This is a genomic window from uncultured Cellulomonas sp. (genome assembly GCF_947494015.1).
Lineage (GTDB): Bacteria > Actinomycetota > Actinomycetes > Actinomycetales > Cellulomonadaceae > Pengzhenrongella.
In genome coordinates this window covers 50,007-67,059 of sequence record NZ_CANLTL010000008.1, presented here as the reverse complement: position 1 = coordinate 67,059, position 17,053 = coordinate 50,007, and the positions used below count along the sequence as shown (strand labels likewise).

Genomic DNA, 17,053 nt, shown 5'->3' with positions numbered 1-17,053 from the left:
GTGGCCGATCACCTGCTCGACCCGCCCGCCGGGCTGCCCGACGGCGGCTCCGCCCTGCCGACGATCGACTGGGACGCGCTGCGCGCCGCCGCCACCGAGGTCATGCACCGCGCCTACGTCCCGTACTCGGGGTTCCCGGTCGGCGTCGCCGCGCTGGTCGACGACGGCCGGGTCGTGACCGGCTGCAACGTGGAGAACGCCTCGTACGGGCTGACCCTGTGCGCCGAGTGCGCGCTGGTGTCCGGCCTGCACGTGTCCGGCGGCGGCCGGCTGGTCGCGTTCGCGTGCGTGGACGCCCAGGGGAACGCACTGATGCCCTGCGGCCGCTGCCGCCAGCTGCTGTGGGAGCACGGCGGCGCGGACCTGCTGGTGGACACGGTCAGCGGGATCCGGCCGATGCGCGAGGTGCTGCCGGACGCGTTCGGCCCCGACGACCTGATCGAGCGGAAGGCGTGACCGTGAGCTCCACCCCGCACACCCCCGAGGCGTTCGACGCCGTGGACGTCATCCGCGCCAAGCGCGACCGGCACCGGCTCGGCGACGCCCAGATCGACTGGGTGATCGACGCCTACACCCGCGGCGCCGTCGCCGAGGAGCAGATGGCGGCGCTGAACATGGCCATCCTGCTCAACGGCATGGACCGCGCCGAGATCTCGCGCTGGACGGCCGCGATGATCGCGTCCGGCGAGCGGATGGACTTCTCCGGGCTGTCCCGGCCGACGTCGGACAAGCACTCCACCGGCGGCGTCGGGGACAAGATCACCCTGCCGCTCGCCCCGCTCGTCGCGGTGTTCGGCGTCGCGGTGCCGCAGCTGTCCGGGCGCGGGCTGGGCCACACCGGCGGCACCCTGGACAAGCTCGAGTCCATCCCGGGCTGGCGCGCGGCGCTGAGCAACGACGAGATGCTCGCCCAGCTCGAGGACGTCGGCGCCGTCATCTGCCAGGCGGGCTCCGGCCTCGCGCCGGCCGACCGCAAGCTGTACGCCCTGCGCGACGTCACCGGGACGGTCGAGGCGATCCCGCTGATCGCGTCGTCGATCATGAGCAAGAAGATCGCCGAGGGCACCGGCTCGCTCGTGCTGGACGTCAAGGTGGGGTCCGGGGCGTTCATGAAGGACGTCGACCAGGCGCGCGAGCTCGCCCGCACGATGGTGGACCTGGGCACCGACGCCGGGGTGCGGACGGTCGCGCTGCTCACCGACATGTCCACGCCGCTCGGCCTGACCGCCGGCAACGCGCTCGAGGTCCGCGAGTCCGTCGACGTGCTCGCCGGCGGCGGGCCGGCCGACGTCGTCGAGCTCACGGTCGCCCTCGCCCGGGAGATGCTCGCCGCGGCGGGCGTCACCGGCGTCGACCCGGCCGATGCGCTGGCCGACGGGCGCGCGATGGACGTGTGGAACCGGATGATCGCCGCCCAGGGCGGCGACCCCCACGCGGAGCTCCCCGTGGCCCGCGAGACCCAGGACGTCGTGGCGCCGACCGACGGCGTGGTGACCGCCGTGGACGCGCTCGCGGTGGGCGTGGCGGCGTGGCGGCTGGGCGCCGGCCGGGCCCGCAGGGAGGACTCGGTCCAGGCCGGGGCGGGCGTCGTCCTGCACGCCAAGCCGGGGGACACCGTGCGGGCGGGGCAGCCGCTGCTGACCCTGCACACCGACACCCCGGAGCGGTTCGGGCGGGCCACCGAGGCGCTGACCGGTGCCGTGGTCGTCTCGGCCGACGGTGCCGGGGAGCGGGCGCCGCTGCTGATCGACCGCATCGCCGCGGGCTGACCCGTGGCCGGGGCGGCGCGGGGCGGCTGGCGAGGGCTCCAGGCCACCACGGTCGCGCACCGGGTCGTCCCCCGGGGGGCCGACCCGACGGCGCGACCCGGCACCCGGCAGCGTCCCGGGACGGTCCATGGCACGCCGTCACCCCCCGTGGCGGCCGCGGCGGCACGGGCACGGGACGGGCTCGGCCCCGCCGACCGCGGCCGCTACGACGCGCTGTGCGCGCTCGCCGCGCAGGGCGGCCCCGCGGTCGCCGGTGTCCCGGTCCGCGCGCTGGCCGCCGGGGCGCCGCTGCGTGCCATCGAGGCGCTCGCCGCCCGGTGGCCGTCCCTGAGCCCGCGCGACCGCGCCCAGGTCGGTGCCCCGCTGGGCGGGGGGCGGCCGGGCCCGCTGCACCTCGCCGGGGCCCCGGTCCGGCAGACCGACGCCACCACGTGCGGCTCGGCCGTGCTCGGCGCCCTGGCCGCCGCCGGCAACCCGCTGCTCGCGCTGTGGCTGGTCACCGGCGACCTGGCCGGCGGCCACCGGCCACCCGAGCTGCGCCATGCGCCCCCCGCCGCCCTCGCGTCCGGCGACGCCGCAGCCCGGTTCGCCACGCTGCAGCGGGCGCTCCAGGGAGCGTCCACCCGGCGGGCCCTGGGGCCGGTGGGCTGGCCGCGGGCGCTGGGGACGCCGCCGTGGGGAGCGGCGCGGGTGGCCCGCTGGCCCGGCGTGCGGTTCCGCGCCCACCTGCTGGACGACACCGACGGACCGCACCTGGATGCCGCGCTCGACCGGGCGGACGCCGCCCTGGCCGCCGGTGTCCCGGTCCCGCTGTTCACCGGCGGCGACCTCGGCACGGGCCTGACGACCGCCGTCCCGCGCCACGTCGTGCTGCTCGTCCCCGGCGTCCGGCCGACCGACGACGGCACGCACCCCGGCTACGCCGTGCTCGAGCCCGGGCAGGGCCGCGTGCACCGGGTCGGCCGGGACCGGCTCGCGGCGCCCGGCGGCCCGCACCCGGCCCTGGGCGGCTGGTCCCACGTGTGCTGGGTGCTGCTGCCCGCCTGAGCGGGTGCGCGGCGTCCCGTGCGACCTCGACGCACCCGGGCCTGCCCCGGCCGGCCCGGCCTGCCGGCCTGACGGCCTGCCGGGCCCCTGCCTGCCTGGCGGGACCCGGCGACCCGCAGCACGATGGACGGGCCCGAGCAGACCCGCGAGCAGCACCAGGAGGAGCGATGAGCACCCTTCCCGGATCCGAGACCTGGCGCGACGCCGGCCTGGACCAGGTCGATCCCGGCGGCGACGTCGAGATCGCGCCGGACCCGTCGGCGCCGCCCGCCGCCGAGCCCGGCGAGTACGCGCCGGACGTCCCGGCACCCGACGACGTCGTCGAGGCGAACCCGGCGGACGTCGAGGAGCAGGCGCAGGCGGTGCCGCCGGACGAGCGCGAGGAGTACCCCTGACGGAGGCCGGCGGGTTCGGTCCGCCGGGGGAGCGGCGGATAGGTTGGGCCCATGACGATCGACGAGTCCGCGATCCGGGCCCTGCCCAAGGTGGTGCTGCACGACCACCTCGACGGCGGCCTGCGCGCGGCGACCATCGTGGAGCTGGCCGCTGAGGTCGACCACCCGCTGCCCACCACCGACCCCACCGAGCTCGCCGCCTGGTTCCTGCAGGCGGCGAGCTCGGGCACGCTCGAGCTCTACCTCGAGACGTTCGACCACACGATCGCGGTGATGCAGACCGCGGAGGGGCTGCGCCGGGTCGCCCGCGAGTCCGCCCTGGACCTGGCCGCCGACGGCGTCGTGTACGCCGAGCAGCGCTACGCCCCCGAGCAGCACCTGCAGCGCGGCCTGAGCCTGCAGGAGGTCGTCGACGCCGTGCAGGCCGGCTTCGCCGAGGGCGTCGCCGAGGCGGCCACGCAAGGCCGGTCCATCCGCATCGGCACGCTGATCACCGCGATGCGGCACGCCGACCGCGGTGACGAGATCGCCGCCCTCGCGCTCGCCAACCGGGGCGACGGGGTGGTCGGGTTCGACATCGCCGGCGCCGAGGCGGGCTTCCCGCCCTCCCGCCAGGCGTCGGCGTTCCGCACGCTGCGCACCGCGAGCTTCCCCGCCACGGTGCACGCCGGCGAGGCGGCGGGGCTGGACTCCATCGCCGAGGCGCTGCACGTCGCGGGGGCGACCCGGCTGGGCCACGGCGTCCGCATCGCGGACGACATCGAGATCCTTCCCGGCGACGGCGACGGCCCCCGGGCCCGGCTCGGCGAGCTGGCCCACTGGGTGCGCGACCAGCAGGTCCCGCTCGAGCTGTGCCCCAGCTCCAACGTGCAGACCGGCGCCGCCGCGTCCATCGCCGAGCACCCGATCACGCTGCTCAAGGAGCTGGGCTTCGCGGTGACCGTCAACACCGACAACCGGCTGCAGTCCGGCACCACGCTGACCCGCGAGATGACGCTCCTGGTGCAGGAGGCCGGCTGGACGCTGGAGGACCTGCGCGACGTCACGCTGACCGCCGCGTGGAACGCGTTCATCCACCACGACGAGCGGGAGGCGCTCGTCGAGGAGCTCATCGCGCCGGGGTTCGCCGGCCGTGGCAACGGACGGCACCGGGCATGAGCGACGTCGACCTCGACCGGGCGGGGCTGGCCCGCCTCGTCGACCACACGCTGCTCAAGCCCGAGGCCACGCCCGACGACGTCGCCGCGCTGGTCGCCGAGGGCGCCCGGCTCGGGGTGTTCTCGGTGTGCGTGTCGCCGTCGATGCTCCCCTTGGACGCGCACGGGCTCGCCGTCGCCACCGTCTGCGGGTTCCCGTCCGGCAAGCACCACAGCGACATCAAGGCGGCCGAGGCGGCCCGTGCGGTGGCCGACGGCGCCGACGAGGTCGACATGGTCATCGACGTGGGTGCGGCCCGGGCCGGCCGGATCGCCGACGTGGAGTCCGACATCGCGGCGGTGCGGGCGGCGGTGCCGGCCCCGCGGGTGCTCAAGGTGATCATCGAGTCGGCCGCCCTCGACGACGCCCAGATCGTCGCCGTGTGCCAGGCGGCCGAGCGGGCCGGCGCGGACTTCGTCAAGACGTCCACCGGCTTCCACCCCGCCGGCGGCGCCACCGTGCACGCCGTCGAGCTCATGGCCCGCACCGTGGGCGGCCGCCTCGGCGTCAAGGCCTCCGGCGGCATCCGCACGACCGACGACGCGCTGGCCATGGTCCGGGCAGGCGCGACCCGTCTGGGGCTGTCCGGCACCGCGGGGGTGCTCGCCGGGCTGGACGACGCCGACGGGGCCCCGGCGGCGCCTGCGGCCGGCGACGGGTACTGACCGCCGCACCACCCACCAGCACCACGCACCAGCACCACGCACTGCGCCGTCCGGCGTGACGAGGGGCGGCTGCCGACCGGAGTCCGGTCGTCAGCCGCCCCTCGTGGCGCAGGGCCCGTCGTGGCCCCTGAGGCAGGCCCGGGTGGGCCGGTGCCGACCCGGGTGACGCGTCAGGCGCCGTCCAGCCCCAGCGCGGCGCGCAGGTCCGCGCGCACCGCGCCCAGCCGCTGCCGGGCGGCGTCACGCGCCGCGCCCACCGCGGCGTCGTCGGCCGTCGACGAGACGGGGACGACCACCTCGAGGTAGCACTTGACCTTCGGCTCGGTCCCGCTCGGCCGGACCACCACGCGGGTGTCGTCCGCCGCGAGCAGCCTCAGCCCGTCGGTCGGCGGCAGGCCGTCCACGCCGTCCGCCAGGTCGACCACCTCGGTGACCGGCGAGCCGCCCAGCGTCGACGGCGGGGACTGCCGCAGCCGCGCCATGGTCGCGCCGATCTGGGCGAGGTCGGTGAACCGCGCCGAGAGCTGGTCGGTCAGGTGCAGGCCGTGCTCACGGGCCAGGTCGTCCAGCGCGCCCAGCAGGGTGCGTCCGGCGCCGTGCAGCCCCGCCGCCAGCTCGGCCACGAGCAGGGCGGCGCTGAGCCCGTCCTTGTCCCGCACCCGCCCCGGGTCCACGCAGTAGCCCAGCGCCTCCTCGTAGCCGTAGACCAGGCCGTCCGTCCGGGCGATCCACTTGAACCCGGTCAGCGTGGCCGCGTGCCGCATGCCGTGCGCCTGCGCGATCCGCCCCAGCAGCCGGGAGGACACGATCGAGCTGGCGAGCGTCGCCGGAGCGGCCGTGCCGGCACCGGTCGTGCTGCCCCGGTGCCGGTCGGCGAGGTACGCGCCGAGCAGCGCGCCCACCTCGTCGCCGTGCAGCGGGCGCCAGCCCTCCGCGGCGGCCGTGTCCGGGCCGTGGTGGGTCCGGGCGCGCGGGTCGCGGACCGCGACCGCGCAACGGTCGGCGTCCGGGTCGTTGGCGATCACGAGGTCGGCCCGGACGGTCTGGGCCAGGCCCAGGGCCAGGTCCAGCGCCCCCGGCTCCTCGGGGTTGGGGAACGAGACCGTCGGGAAGTCCGGGTCCGGGTCGGCCTGCTCGGCGACGACGTGCAGGTCGGTGAAGCCTGCGCCGCGCAGGATGCGCTCGGCGAGCCGGCCACCCACGCCGTGCAGGGACGTCAGCACGATCCGCAGGTCCCGCGGACCGCCGGGCGTGGCGAGGGCCGTGACGCCCGCGACGTACTCGTCGACGACCGTGGTCGGCAGCACCGTCCAGCCGGCGTCGGCCCGCGGCACCGACGCGACGGACGGCACCGCGGCGATGCGGGCGGCGATCTCGGCGTCGGCGGGCGGGACGATCTGGACGCCCTGCCCGGAGCCGGTGGCGGCCCGGCCGCCGAGGTAGACCTTGTAGCCGTTGTCGCGCGCGGGGTTGTGGCTGGCGGTCACCATGACGCCCGCGTCGGCGTCCAGGTGGCGCACCGCGAAGGCCAGCACCGGCGTCGGCAGCGGGCCGGGCAGCAGCAGCGCCTCCACGCCGGCGGCGACCATCACCGCCGCGGTGTCCCGCGCGAACGCCGCCGAGTTGTGCCGGGCATCGTGGCCGACGACCACTCGCGGCACCGTACCCGTGCGGGCGCCGGTGCCCGTGCCGGCGCCGGTGCTGCCGACGGTGTCCTGCAGGTACCGGGCCAGGCCGGCCGCGGCGCGGATCACGACGGCGCGGTTCATCCGGTTCGGTCCGGCGCCGAGTGCGCCACGCAGGCCGGCGGTGCCGAACTGCAGCGTCCCGTCGAAGCGGTCGGCGAGGTCGCGCCGGGCCTCGAGGACGTCCATCCGCTCGACCCGCGACGGCAGGTCGTCACCCTCCGGTGCGCTCCGCTCCGCGGCGGCGAGCAGCGTCCGCAGCTCCTGGGCGGTCGCCGGGTCGGGGTCGTCGGCGATCCAGCTACGGGCCTGGTCCGTGAGCGCCTGCTCGGAGACGTGGTGGGCGACCATGGTCAGATCCTCCGCGTGATCTCGGCGAGCAGGGCGCTGATCCGGGGACCGGCGGCCCGGCCGGCCTCCAGCACCTCCTCGTGGGACAGCGGCGTCGGGCTGATGCCCGCGGCCAGGTTGGTGACCAGCGAGATCCCGAGGACCTCCAGGCCTGCGTGCCGCGCCGCGATCGCCTCGAGCGTGGTCGACATGCCGACGAGGTCGCCACCGAGGCGGGCCGCCATCCGCACCTCCGCGGGCGTCTCGTAGTGCGGGCCGCGGAACTGGACGTACACGCCCTCGTCGAGGCCGGCGTCGACCTCGCGGGCCACGGCACGCAGCCGCGGGGAGTACAGGTCGGTCAGGTCGACGAAGGTCGCCCCCTCGAGCGGCGAGGTCGCGGTGAGGTTCAGGTGGTCGCTGATCAGGACCGGGGTGCCGGGGCCCCAGGCGGGGTCCAGGCCCCCGCACCCGTTGGTCAGCACCACGCTGCGCGCGCCGGCGGCCGCCGCGGTGCGCACGCCGTGCACGACGCGGCGCACGCCCTTGCCCTCGTACAGGTGGGTGCGCGAGCCGAGCACGAGCGCGTGGGCGTCGGTCCCGCTCACCCGCACCGAGCGGGTGGTGCCCACGTGACCGGCCACGGCCGGGGCGGAGAAGCCGGGGATCTCGTGGCTGGGGACCTCGGCGACCGTCTCGCCGAGCAGGTCGGCGGCGCCACCCCAGCCGGAGCCCAGCACGAGCGCGACGTCGTGGCGCTCGATGCCGGTCACCTCCGCCAGGTACCGGGCAGCCGCGCGGGCCACGTCGAAGGGGTCGGTGGCCGGGTCGTCGAGGTCGCCGGCGGGCTGGTCGGTCGTCGTACTCATGCGCCCGAGGCTATCGGCCGGCGGCCGCGCCGCCGGGCAGGCGGCCCACGGCGGCCACCGGCCCGTCGGGGGCGGGGGGGCGGGGAGGACCGGGCGGTCACGTGCGGTCACGTGCGGTCACGTGGCGGTGCGACGGCTCGCGCGCACCCTGGCACCATGGAGGCCGTGAGCACCCAGTCCCAGGACCTGCAGAGCACCCGCGTCGTCATCATCGGGGGTGGCCCGGGCGGCTACGAGGCGGCGCTGGTCGCCAAGCGGTTCGGTGCCGAGGTCACCGTGGTGGAGCAGCAGGGGCTCGGCGGATCCGCCGTGCTGACCGACGTCGTCCCCTCCAAGACGCTGATCGCGACCGCGGACTGGATGACCCGGATGGACGCCGCGGACGAGCTCGGCATCCGCGCGCACGGCCAGACGTTGCGGGACGTCGACACCGCCGACGACGCCGCGCCGTACTACGTGGACCTGGAGGCGGTGAACACCCGGGTCCGGGCGCTCGCGGCTGCCCAGTCCGCCGACATCCGGGCGCGGGTGGAGAAGGAGGGCGCCCGGGTCGTCATCGGCTCCGGCCGCCTGGACGGGCCGCAGCGGGTGCTGGTGCGCACCGCGGGCGCGGACGACGACGCCCCGCCCGAGGTCCTGGACGCCGACGTCGTGCTGGTCGCGACCGGCGCCACCCCGCGCGAGCTGCCCGAGGCCAAGGCCGACGGCGAGCGCATCCTCACCTGGACCCAGCTGTACGGGCTGCACGCGATGCCCGAGCGGCTCATCGTCGTCGGCTCCGGGGTGACCGGGGCCGAGTTCGCCGGGGCCTACAACGCCCTCGGCGGCGAGGTGGTGCTGGTCTCCAGCCGAGACCGGGTGCTGCCCGGCGAGGACCCGGACGCCGCCGAGGTCATCGAGCAGGTGTTCAAGGGCCGCGGCATGACGGTGATGTCCCGCTCGCGCGCGCAGTCGGCCGTCCGGACCGCCGACGGCGTGCTGGTGACCCTCGCCGACGGCCGCACGGTCGAGGGGTCGCACGTGCTGCTCGCGGTGGGGGCCGTCCCGCGGACCGCGGGGCTCGGGCTCGAGGAGGCCGGCGTCCGGCTCGGCCCCGGCGGCCACGTCGTCGTGGACCGGGTGTCGCGGACGTCCGCGCGCGGGGTGTACGCCGCGGGGGACTGCACCGGGGTGCTCGCGCTCGCGTCGGTGGCGGCCACCCAGGGACGGATCGCGATGGCGCACGCGCTCGGGGACGCCGTCGCGCCGCTCGACCTGGACCACGTCTCGGCCAACATCTTCACCGCGCCGGAGATCGCCACCGTCGGCTACGACGAGGCCCGGCTCAAGGAGATCGGGACGGCGTACGTCGTCAGCACGCTGCCGTTGCGCCGCAACCCCCGGGCCAAGATGACCGGTCTGCGGGAGGGGTTCATCAAGCTCTACGCGCACTCGGTCACGGGCATCGTGCTGGGCGGCGTGGTCGTCGCTCCGCGGGCCAGCGAGCTGATCTTCCCGATCACGCTGGCCATCTCCAACCGGCTCACCGTCGACCAGATCGCCGAGACCTCGACGGTGTACCCGTCGATGTCCGGCTCGATGGCCGAGGTCGCCCGGCTGCTGCACCAGCACCGCAGCTGACGCGTCCGTCGGGCGACGTGTCTGCGGTGGGCGGCAGCCGGCGCGCGGCAGCGCTGCGCGGCGTGTGGCCGAGCGCGCCCAGGACGGGCAGGCTGGGCTCATGCGTGAGAGCGAGAGCAAGGACCTGCGCGACGTCGACCGCGCGCACTTCAGCGTGATGCTGGACGCCCAGAACCAGCGGCACCGCGGCGAGATGATCCTCTACGGCGCGGGGCAGCCGATCCTGTACGCCCCGCTGGGCCCGGCGGTCTGGGACCACGTGTTCCACGACCCCAACGTGTGGCACGAGCGCGACGACCTCATGCGGCTGATCGCGTCGTTCGAGCTCGAGGTCCTCGGGCTGATGCTGACCGGGCGGGCCGACGAGGAGCGGTTCATCCCGGCCGACGGCGGCGGCCCGCTGCTGTACAGCAGCACGGTCGAGCGCGCCTGGACCTGACCGTCGCCGGGGGGCACGTGGTGGCGCCCCGGTGGTGTCCCCGGTGCTCGCCGGCCCTCGGCAGGTGCGCGGAGCGCGTCCTCATGTCCTCGCGGCACACCCGCGCGGCCGGCCGGCCGCGATAGCGTCCGTCCATGGGCACCGGCGGCGGAGGTCGATCGCGCGAGCTCCCACCCACGCGGATGGCTGTGGCCGTCGGCAGCCTCCTGGTGCCGGTGCTCGCCGGGTGCTCGTCGGGTGCCCCGGAGGTGGACATGAGTCCGGCTGCCGGCGCGATCGGCGTCTGCCTCACCGCCGCTGAGGAGCAGCTCGACTTCCCGGTCGAGGGCGGGTCACGGGTGGACGTCAGCGTCGAGGTCGACGACAAGGGCTGGTGGGCGGTGAACGCGACCACCGGCGGTGGCGACACGACTCGGACGTTGACGTGCACCGCTGTACCGGACCCCGGGCCGCTCGGGGCGCGGGCCGCCTCGTTCTCCGTCTCCCACGGCTGATCGCCGACGCGGCCGGCTCGGCGTCGGATCATCAGCCTGTACGCCACCGCGTCACAGCGCAGCGCCGGAGCCGTGCTGTCGGCGCGGTCGCGGGCGACGTCCGCAGCCCTGCACCACGTGCGTGCGCGTGGCCGTGACCTGAGCCGGTCAGAGCACCTTGCGGGCCGCCGCGTCGACCTGCAGGACGCCGTCGACCAGTGCGACGCCGGTGAGCACGAGCCCCGGCACGCGCTTGTCGAGGACCCGCTGCACGTCCACGACCAGCCGGGGCTCCCCGCCCGGTCCGCGCTCGACGTCGAGCAGGCCGGTGGGCAGGCCGCGCGCACGCAGCGCGGAGTTCGCCAGCCCGGTCAGCAGCCCCAGCACGCGGTGCACCGGCACCGGGCCGGCCTGCACCGTGAGGTCGGCGGTGACCTTGCCGTGCGCGAAGCCGACGAGCGTGCCACCGAGGCGGACCACGGGCACGGCGCGTGCCACCATCGCGAGCGCCTTCGGCGCGTTCGCCGGGACCGCGGCGGCGGCCAGCTCGCGCAGGTCGAGGGCGGCGTGCACGGTGGAGCCCGTGCACCCCACGTCGCGGACCATGAGCGGCAACGGCTTGCCACGCAGCGCGACGTCGAGCATCTCGGTGAACGGCAGGGTCAGGTGCACGGGCTCTCCCCGGGTGTGGTCGGGCGGGTCGGTGCGGACTCCAGGCGGGCCCGCAGCCGCGGCCACGCCTCGCCGAACGCCGTGAGCAGGGGCAGGTCGGTGACGTCGTCGGCGGCCACCCAGCGGACCTCGATGCTCTCGGCGTCCGTCGCGGCCGGCTCGAACGGGTGCAGCACCTCGGCCAGCACGGTGGTGTAGCTCCAGGTCCCGTGGTCGAGCACCACCTCCTCGAGCACGCGCACCGCCTCACCGGGGATGCCGGCCTCCTCGGCGGACTCGCGCAGCGCGCCCAGCGCGGCCGACTCCTCGGGGGCCAGGGCGCCGCCCGGGACGCCCCAGGTGCCGCCCTGGTCGCTCCACAGCGCCCGGTGCTGCAGGACGACAGCGTCGACGGCGCCATCCGGCGTGCGACGGGCCAGCAGCAGCCCCGCGGCGCCGTTCAGCCCCCAGTGCCGAGTGCCGCACGCGCAGTCGACCCACCCGTCGCCGGGGTGCCGGTGCGGGCCGGGGCCGGGCCGGGAGGCGCGCGCGCCGGCCGCGGGGCCGTGCGCTGACGAGGAGGGCGTGCCGGGGGCGGCGGGGCCGGACGTCACCCGACGATCTCGCAGATGGCGGTCCCGGCGCTCACGCTCGCGCCCACGTCGGCCGCGAGGCCGGTGATCCGGCCGGCGCGGTGGGCGACCAGGGGCTGCTCCATCTTCATGGCCTCGAGGACGACGACGAGGTCGCCCTCGGCGACCTCGGCGCCGTCGGCCACGGCGACCTTGACGATCGTGCCCTGCATGGGGGAGGCCAGGGTCGTGCCGGACGTCGACGTGGCGGTGCGAGCCGGCATGCGCCGCGCCGGCCGGCGCGCGCCGCTGCGCGAGCGGCCACCCGCGAGCGTGAAGCCGGCCGGCAGCACCACCTCGAGCCGCTTGCCGCCGACCTCCACCACGACCCGCTCGGCCGGGGACGGCTCGGCCGGCTCCTCGGTCGCCGGCGGCGGCGTGGGTGAGCCCAGCGACGTGAGCCGGCCGGCGAAGGACGTCTCGATCCAGCGGGTGTGCACGGTGAACGGCTCGGCGGGGTCGGCCGGGACGAAGGCCGGGTCCTCCAGGACCGCGCGGTGGAACGGCACGACCGTGGGGATGCCGGTGATCTCCAGCTCGGCGAGCGCGCGGCGGGCGCGCTCGACCGCCTGGGTCCGGGTCGCGCCGGTCACGATGAGCTTGGCGAGCATGGAGTCGAACGCACCGGAGACGGTGTCGCCGGCGACGACGCCGGAGTCCACGCGGACGCCCGGGCCACCGGGCAGGCGCAGGGTCGCGATGCGGCCCGGGGCGGGCAGGAAGCCGGCGGCCGGGTCCTCGCCGTTGATCCGGAACTCCAGCGAGTGCCCGCGCGTGGCGACCTCGGTGTAGCCCAGCGGCTCGCCGGCGGCCACCCGCAGCTGCTCGCGGACCAGGTCGATCCCGGTGACCTCCTCGGTGACCGGGTGCTCCACCTGCAGCCGCGTGTTGACCTCCAGGAAGGAGATGGTGCCGTCGAGGCCGACGAGAAACTCGCAGGTGCCCGCCCCGACGTAGCCGGCCTCGCGCAGGATGGCCTGCGAGGCGCTGACCAGCTGGGCGTTCTGCGCGTCGGAGAGGAACGGCGCGGGCGCCTCCTCCACCAGCTTCTGGTGGCGGCGCTGGAGCGAGCAGTCCCGGGTGCTCACCACGACCACGGTGCCGTGGGAGTCCGCCAGGCACTGCGTCTCGACGTGCCGCGGGTCGTCGAGGTAGCGCTCCACGAAGCACTCCCCGCGGCCGAAGGCGGCGACCGCCTCCCGCACCGCGGAGTCGAACATCTCGTCGATCTCGTCCACGGTCCGGGCGACCTTCAGCCCGCGCCCGCCGCCGCCGAAAGCGGCCTTGATGGCCACCGGCAGCCCGTGCTCCGCGGCGAAGGCGTGCACCTCGGCGGAGCCGGCCACCGGGTCCGGGGTACCGGCTACCAGCGGCGCCCCGGCGCGCTGGGCGATGTGCCGCGCGCTGACCTTGTCCCCGAGCGCGTCGATGGCCGACGGCGGCGGGCCCACCCAGGTCAGGCCGGCCTCGATCACCGCGCGCGCGAAGTCGGCGTTCTCGGCGAGGAAGCCGTACCCGGGGTGCACGGCGTCGGCACCGGACCGGCGGGCGACGTCGATGATCTTGCCCGCGTCGAGGTACGTCTCGGCCGCACGGGCCCCACCGAGCGCGAACGCCTCGTCGGCGAGGGTGACGTGCAGGGCCTCCCGGTCGGTGTCGGCGTAGACGGCGACGGAGGCGATCGAGGCGTCCCGGCAGGCCCGGACGATGCGGACGGCGATCTCGCCACGGTTGGCGACCAGGACCTTGGTGATGGCGGGCACGGCTCACCGTAACGCTCACCGTCCGACGCGCTCACCCGGCACGCAGCCACCGGCCAGTTTTGCCGGATGCCACCAAGGGCGGCGCGGCGGTTTTGTGGCCTGTCGCCGATGACCACCGACGACCGAGGGACCGCTCGGCGCGCGCCCCGGGGCCCGTTGTGCTCAGTCCACAACAGGCCACAGGTCGGGGACGGTCAGCCCCACCTGGGCGAGCAGCTCGCGGACCAGCGGGAGGCTGACGCCGACCACACCGTGGTGGTCGCCCTCGATCCCGGTCACGAACGCGCCGCCGCGCCCGTCCACGGTGAACGCGCCGGCGACCTGCAGCGGTTCGCCGGTCGCCACGTAGGCGTCGATCTCGGCGTCGGTGAGATCGGCGAAGTGCACCACGGTCGACGACGTCGCCCCGAGGGTGCCGCCGGTGCCGCCGCGCTCGGGGTCCCGCTCGTCGACCAGCCAGTGCCCGGTGTGCAGGACGCCGGACCGCCCCCGCATGGCGCGCCACCGGGCGGTGGCCTGTGCGGCGTCGGCGGGCTTGCCGTGGATCTCGCCGTCGAGCTCGAGCATCGAGTCGCACCCGAGCACGAGCAGGTTGCCGGCCGCGTCGGACGTCTCGTCGAGGTCGTCGCCGTCGAGCGACTCGGCGACGGCCTGCGCCTTCGCCTGCGCCAGCACGAGCACCGCGTCGGCGGGCTCCAGGGTGCCGAAGCGCTCGCGGGCCGCGGCGAGGGCGGCGTCCTCGTCGACGCCCGAGACCCGCACGAGAGGGTCCACGCCGAGGGAGCGGAGGGTCGCCCGGCGGGCCGGGGAGGCCGAGGCGAGCAGCAGCCGGATCACAGCAGGGCCTCGCGCAGCACGTCGAGCCCCACCGACCCGAGCCCGAGCGCGCGCGAGTGGAACGCCCGCAGGTCGAGCTCCTCACCGGCGTCGCGCGCGGAGGCGGCGAGGCTGTCGCGGGTCTCCTCCCACAGCCGCTGGCCGACCTTGTACGACGGCGCCTGCCCCGGCCAGCCGAGGTAGCGGTTGAGCTCGAACCGCAGGAACGCCTCGGGCATGTTGACGTTCGCGAGCAGGAACCGCCACGCCGTGTCGGCGTCCCAGGTTTCCCCGCCCCACTCCTGCGGGGCGGTCAGGCCCAGGTGCACGCCCAGGTCGACGACCACGCGGGCCGCGCGCATCCGCTGGCCGTCGAGCATGCCCAGCCGGTCGCCCGGGTCGTCGAGGAAGCCCAGGTCCGCCATCAGCCGCTCGGCGTACAGCGCCCAGCCCTCACCGTGACCGGAGACCCAGCAGGCGAGCCGGCGCCAGCGGTTGAGGGTCGCGCGGTTGTACACCGCCTGCCCGATCTGCAGGTGATGCCCCGGGACGCCCTCGTGGTAGACGGTCGTCTTCTCGCGCCAGGTGTTGAACTCGGTGACCGACGGCGGCACCGACCACCACATCCGGCCCGGGCGGGAGAAGTCGTCGCTCGGCGCGGTGTAGTAGATGCCGCCGGACTGCGTCGGGGCGATGCAGCACTCCAGGCGGAGCATGGGCTCGGGGACCTCGAAGTGGACCCCGGCCAGGGCGTCGACGGCGGCGTCGGACGTCGCCTGCATCCACTCGCGCAGGGCCTGCGTGCCGTGCAGCGTCCGCTCGGGGTCGCGGTCGAGCGCGGCGACCGCCTGCCGGACGAGGTCCTCGCCCTCGACGACGGCGTCGCCGAGGATCTCGCGCGCGACCGCCTCCTGCTCGGCCACCACGCGGGCCAGCTCCTGCACGCCCCAGGCGTAGGTCTCGTCCAGGTCGACCTCGGCGCCCAGGAAGTACCGCGACCACAGCGCGTACCGCTCGCGACCGACGGCGTCCTGCTCGGGCGCCTGCGGGGCGAGCTCCTCGCGGAGGAAGCGCGCGAGCTCGGCGTACGCGTCCCGGGCGGCGGCCGCGCCGGTCTCGAGCTCGCGGCGCACCAGCGAGCACGCGGTCGAGTCGTCGAGCACCGCGTCGACGGCCGGTCCGCTGACCAGCCGCGAGAAGAACGAACGGGCGGGGTCGGCGAGCTCCGCGGCCTGCGCGACGTTCTCCGTGACCTGCCGTGCCGCGGGGACCAGCCCGCGGCCGGCCGCCAGCCGCAGCGACTCGGCGTAGCCGGCCGCCGCCTGCGGGATCGCGTGCAGCCGTGCGGCGATGTTCTCCCACGCCTCGGGCGAGTCGGTCGGCATCGAGTCGAACACCTCGCGCATCGCCTGCAGCGGTGACGCGATCACGTTGAGGGAGGCGAGCAGCTCGCCTGCCTCGTGCAGCTCGAGCTCCAGGCCGATCCGCTCGCGCATCGCGGCCAGCGTGACCCGGTCGACGTCGTCGACGGGCTCCTGCGCGGCCAGCTCGTCCAGCACGGCACGCGCCGCGGCGGCACGTGCGTCGTGCCCGGCGGGGGAGAAGTCGGTCATCCGGTCGTCGTAGCCGGGCAGTCCCATCGCCGTCGCCGCGATCGGGTCGAGCTCGGCGAGCGTGTCGACGTACCGATCGGCGATCGCGTCGATGGCGGTGGGGGTGCGGTCGGGCTGCTGCGTGGTCGACGCGGGCGGGGTGCTCATGGCGCAGAACTTTACTGTCGGACGGCGGCCGGGCCGGGCCGCGCGGCCTCCCACCCGGTCCACCCGGCGTCGTCGAGTCGGCGGCGCGCGATGCGTGTCGGAGCTCGGCCCGCCACGTCTTCCTGCGCCCGCGGGGGCGTGCTGTGCCATCGTCCGTCCATGGGCGTCCATCTCCTGGCTGTCACGTTCGACGCGCACGACCCTGGTTCTGCGGCGTCCTTCTGGGCTCGGCTGCTGGGGCGGGAGGTCGTCGGGGACCGTGACGAGCTGCTCGTGCCGGGGGCAGGGACCCAGATCACCCTGCAGTTCGTCCGGGGTCGGGCCATGAAGGTCGCCAAGAACCGGGTCCACCTGCACCTGACGAGCACCGACCTCGACGAGCAGAGCCGGACCGTCGCGGCCGCGATCGAGCTCGGCGCCCGTCCGGTCGACGTCGGCCAGCGCCCGGAGGAGACGCACGTGGTGCTGGCCGATCCCGACGGCAACGAGTTCTGCGTCATCGAGCCGGGCAACGCGTTCCTGGCCGGGTGCGGCGTCCTCGGCGAGGTGGCGTGCGACGGCACGCGGGAGGTCGGCCGGTTCTGGAGCGAGGCGCTCGGCTGGCCGCTCGTGTGGGACCAGGATCAGGAGACCGCGGTCCAGTCGCCTCACGGTGGCACGAAGGTGTCGTGGGGTGGCGAGCGCCCTCCCGCCCGTCTGCCCGACCATCGCCAGCGCCTCGACCTCGTCGTCGACGGCGGTGACCTCGACTCCGAGGTCGAGCGCCTGGTGCGGCTCGGCGCGACCCGGCTGGCGGACGGCGGGGGTACACACGTCAGCCTCGCCGACCCGGACGGCAACGACGTCCGTCTCCGCGCCTGAGCGGGGACTGCTGCTCCTCGCCGGGCGGCTCCTCGTCCTGCTCGTCCGCCGCACCGAGGGTGACGGCCCGATCAGCGTCAG

The 17,053-nt window shown here is 76.0% G+C and carries 17 protein-coding genes; 10 read left to right on the top strand and 7 right to left on the bottom strand.

What is annotated here, in order from left to right; all coding sequences use genetic code 11:
- Window positions 1-54 precede the first annotated feature (54 nt).
- The 6 genes from Q0840_RS10640 (at window position 55) to deoC (ending at window position 5,073) form a co-directional block, all read left to right on the top strand.
- Entirely contained in the window at window positions 55-456 is a 402-nt protein-coding gene (locus Q0840_RS10640) for a cytidine deaminase (protein WP_298459567.1), read from the top strand.
- A gap of 2 nt (window positions 457-458) precedes the next feature.
- A complete protein-coding gene (locus tag Q0840_RS10635) occupies window positions 459-1,769 on the top strand; it encodes a thymidine phosphorylase (RefSeq protein WP_298459447.1) in 1,311 nt (436 codons plus the stop codon).
- Window positions 1,770-1,916: 147 nt separating this feature from the next.
- Window positions 1,917-2,816, top strand: a complete 900-nt coding sequence (locus tag Q0840_RS10630) for a hypothetical protein (RefSeq protein ID WP_298459446.1) — start codon at window positions 1,917-1,919, stop codon at window positions 2,814-2,816.
- Between the two features lie 167 nt (window positions 2,817-2,983).
- Entirely contained in the window at window positions 2,984-3,211 is a 228-nt protein-coding gene (locus Q0840_RS10625) for a hypothetical protein (RefSeq protein WP_298459445.1), read from the top strand.
- 51 nt (window positions 3,212-3,262) lie between these two features.
- Window positions 3,263-4,369, top strand: coding sequence for an adenosine deaminase (locus tag Q0840_RS10620; RefSeq protein ID WP_298459444.1), 1,107 nt, complete (start codon window positions 3,263-3,265; stop codon window positions 4,367-4,369).
- Window positions 4,366-5,073, top strand: a complete 708-nt coding sequence (gene deoC, locus Q0840_RS10615) for a deoxyribose-phosphate aldolase (protein ID WP_298459443.1) — start codon at window positions 4,366-4,368, stop codon at window positions 5,071-5,073. The genes Q0840_RS10620 and deoC overlap by 4 nt, the downstream gene beginning before the upstream one ends.
- Before the next feature lie 170 nt (window positions 5,074-5,243).
- Here deoC and Q0840_RS10610 read toward each other — a convergent pair whose 3' ends face one another.
- Both Q0840_RS10610 and Q0840_RS10605 read right to left on the bottom strand, forming a co-directional pair.
- Entirely contained in the window at window positions 5,244-7,109 is a 1,866-nt protein-coding gene (locus Q0840_RS10610; RefSeq protein ID WP_298459442.1) for a phospho-sugar mutase, read from the bottom strand.
- 2 nt (window positions 7,110-7,111) lie between these two features.
- Window positions 7,112-7,957: a purine-nucleoside phosphorylase gene (locus tag Q0840_RS10605; protein WP_298459441.1), complete on the bottom strand. Its 846-nt coding sequence runs from the start codon at window positions 7,955-7,957 to the stop codon at window positions 7,112-7,114.
- On the opposite strand from Q0840_RS10605, the gene Q0840_RS10600 reads away from it, so the two are divergent.
- The 3 genes from Q0840_RS10600 to Q0840_RS10590 all read left to right on the top strand — a co-directional run bounded on the left by Q0840_RS10600 (window position 7,841) and on the right by Q0840_RS10590 (window position 10,510).
- Entirely contained in the window at window positions 7,841-9,577 is a 1,737-nt protein-coding gene (locus Q0840_RS10600; RefSeq protein WP_367183104.1) for an NAD(P)H-quinone dehydrogenase, read from the top strand. The genes Q0840_RS10605 and Q0840_RS10600 overlap by 117 nt on opposite strands.
- A 100-nt stretch (window positions 9,578-9,677) precedes the next feature.
- On the top strand, window positions 9,678-10,016 hold the full coding sequence (locus Q0840_RS10595; RefSeq protein WP_298459439.1) for a hypothetical protein: 339 nt from the start codon (window positions 9,678-9,680) through the stop codon (window positions 10,014-10,016).
- A gap of 254 nt (window positions 10,017-10,270) precedes the next feature.
- On the top strand, window positions 10,271-10,510 hold the full coding sequence (locus tag Q0840_RS10590) for a hypothetical protein (RefSeq protein ID WP_298459438.1): 240 nt from the start codon (window positions 10,271-10,273) through the stop codon (window positions 10,508-10,510).
- Between the two features lie 147 nt (window positions 10,511-10,657).
- Here Q0840_RS10590 and Q0840_RS10585 read toward each other — a convergent pair whose 3' ends face one another.
- The 5 genes from Q0840_RS10585 to Q0840_RS10565 all read right to left on the bottom strand — a co-directional run bounded on the left by Q0840_RS10585 (window position 10,658) and on the right by Q0840_RS10565 (window position 16,111).
- Window positions 10,658-11,161 (bottom strand): hypothetical protein, encoded by a 504-nt coding sequence (locus Q0840_RS10585; RefSeq protein WP_298459437.1) that lies wholly within the window; start codon window positions 11,159-11,161, stop codon window positions 10,658-10,660.
- Window positions 11,152-11,754, bottom strand: a complete 603-nt coding sequence (locus tag Q0840_RS10580) for an NUDIX domain-containing protein (protein WP_298459436.1) — start codon at window positions 11,752-11,754, stop codon at window positions 11,152-11,154. The genes Q0840_RS10585 and Q0840_RS10580 overlap by 10 nt, the downstream gene beginning before the upstream one ends.
- Window positions 11,751-13,535: a biotin carboxylase N-terminal domain-containing protein gene (locus Q0840_RS10575; protein ID WP_298459435.1), complete on the bottom strand. Its 1,785-nt coding sequence runs from the start codon at window positions 13,533-13,535 to the stop codon at window positions 11,751-11,753. The genes Q0840_RS10580 and Q0840_RS10575 overlap by 4 nt, the downstream gene beginning before the upstream one ends.
- 162 nt (window positions 13,536-13,697) lie before the next feature.
- Entirely contained in the window at window positions 13,698-14,372 is a 675-nt protein-coding gene (locus Q0840_RS10570) for a nucleoside triphosphate pyrophosphatase (protein ID WP_298459434.1), read from the bottom strand.
- Window positions 14,369-16,111 carry a DUF885 domain-containing protein gene (locus Q0840_RS10565; RefSeq protein WP_298459433.1) on the bottom strand — a complete coding sequence of 581 codons (1,743 nt, stop codon included), beginning with the start codon at window positions 16,109-16,111 and terminating at the stop codon, window positions 14,369-14,371. Before Q0840_RS10565 ends, Q0840_RS10570 begins: the two co-directional genes overlap by 4 nt.
- Before the next feature lie 159 nt (window positions 16,112-16,270).
- Between Q0840_RS10565 and Q0840_RS10560 the strand changes: the two genes are divergently transcribed.
- Entirely contained in the window at window positions 16,271-16,972 is a 702-nt protein-coding gene (locus tag Q0840_RS10560; RefSeq protein ID WP_298459432.1) for a VOC family protein, read from the top strand.
- The last annotated feature ends 81 nt before the right edge of the window (window positions 16,973-17,053 follow it).

Excerpts from the sequence above, each read along its gene's own strand:
- Q0840_RS10565 (WP_298459433.1), bottom strand. The coding sequence starts at position 16,111 with ATGAGCACCCCGCCCGCGTCGACCACGCAGCAGCCCGACCGCACCCCC.
- deoC (WP_298459443.1), top strand. The coding sequence starts at position 4,366 with ATGAGCGACGTCGACCTCGACCGGGCGGGGCTGGCCCGCCTCGTCGAC.
- Q0840_RS10560 (WP_298459432.1), top strand. The coding sequence starts at position 16,271 with ATGGGCGTCCATCTCCTGGCTGTCACGTTCGACGCGCACGACCCTGGT.
- Q0840_RS10590 (WP_298459438.1), top strand. The coding sequence starts at position 10,271 with ATGAGTCCGGCTGCCGGCGCGATCGGCGTCTGCCTCACCGCCGCTGAG.
- Q0840_RS10625 (WP_298459445.1), top strand. The coding sequence starts at position 2,984 with ATGAGCACCCTTCCCGGATCCGAGACCTGGCGCGACGCCGGCCTGGAC.
- Q0840_RS10620 (WP_298459444.1), top strand. The coding sequence starts at position 3,263 with ATGACGATCGACGAGTCCGCGATCCGGGCCCTGCCCAAGGTGGTGCTG.
- Q0840_RS10610 (WP_298459442.1), bottom strand. The coding sequence starts at position 7,109 with ATGGTCGCCCACCACGTCTCCGAGCAGGCGCTCACGGACCAGGCCCGT.
- Q0840_RS10605 (WP_298459441.1), bottom strand. The coding sequence starts at position 7,957 with ATGAGTACGACGACCGACCAGCCCGCCGGCGACCTCGACGACCCGGCC.
- Q0840_RS10595 (WP_298459439.1), top strand. The coding sequence starts at position 9,678 with ATGCGTGAGAGCGAGAGCAAGGACCTGCGCGACGTCGACCGCGCGCAC.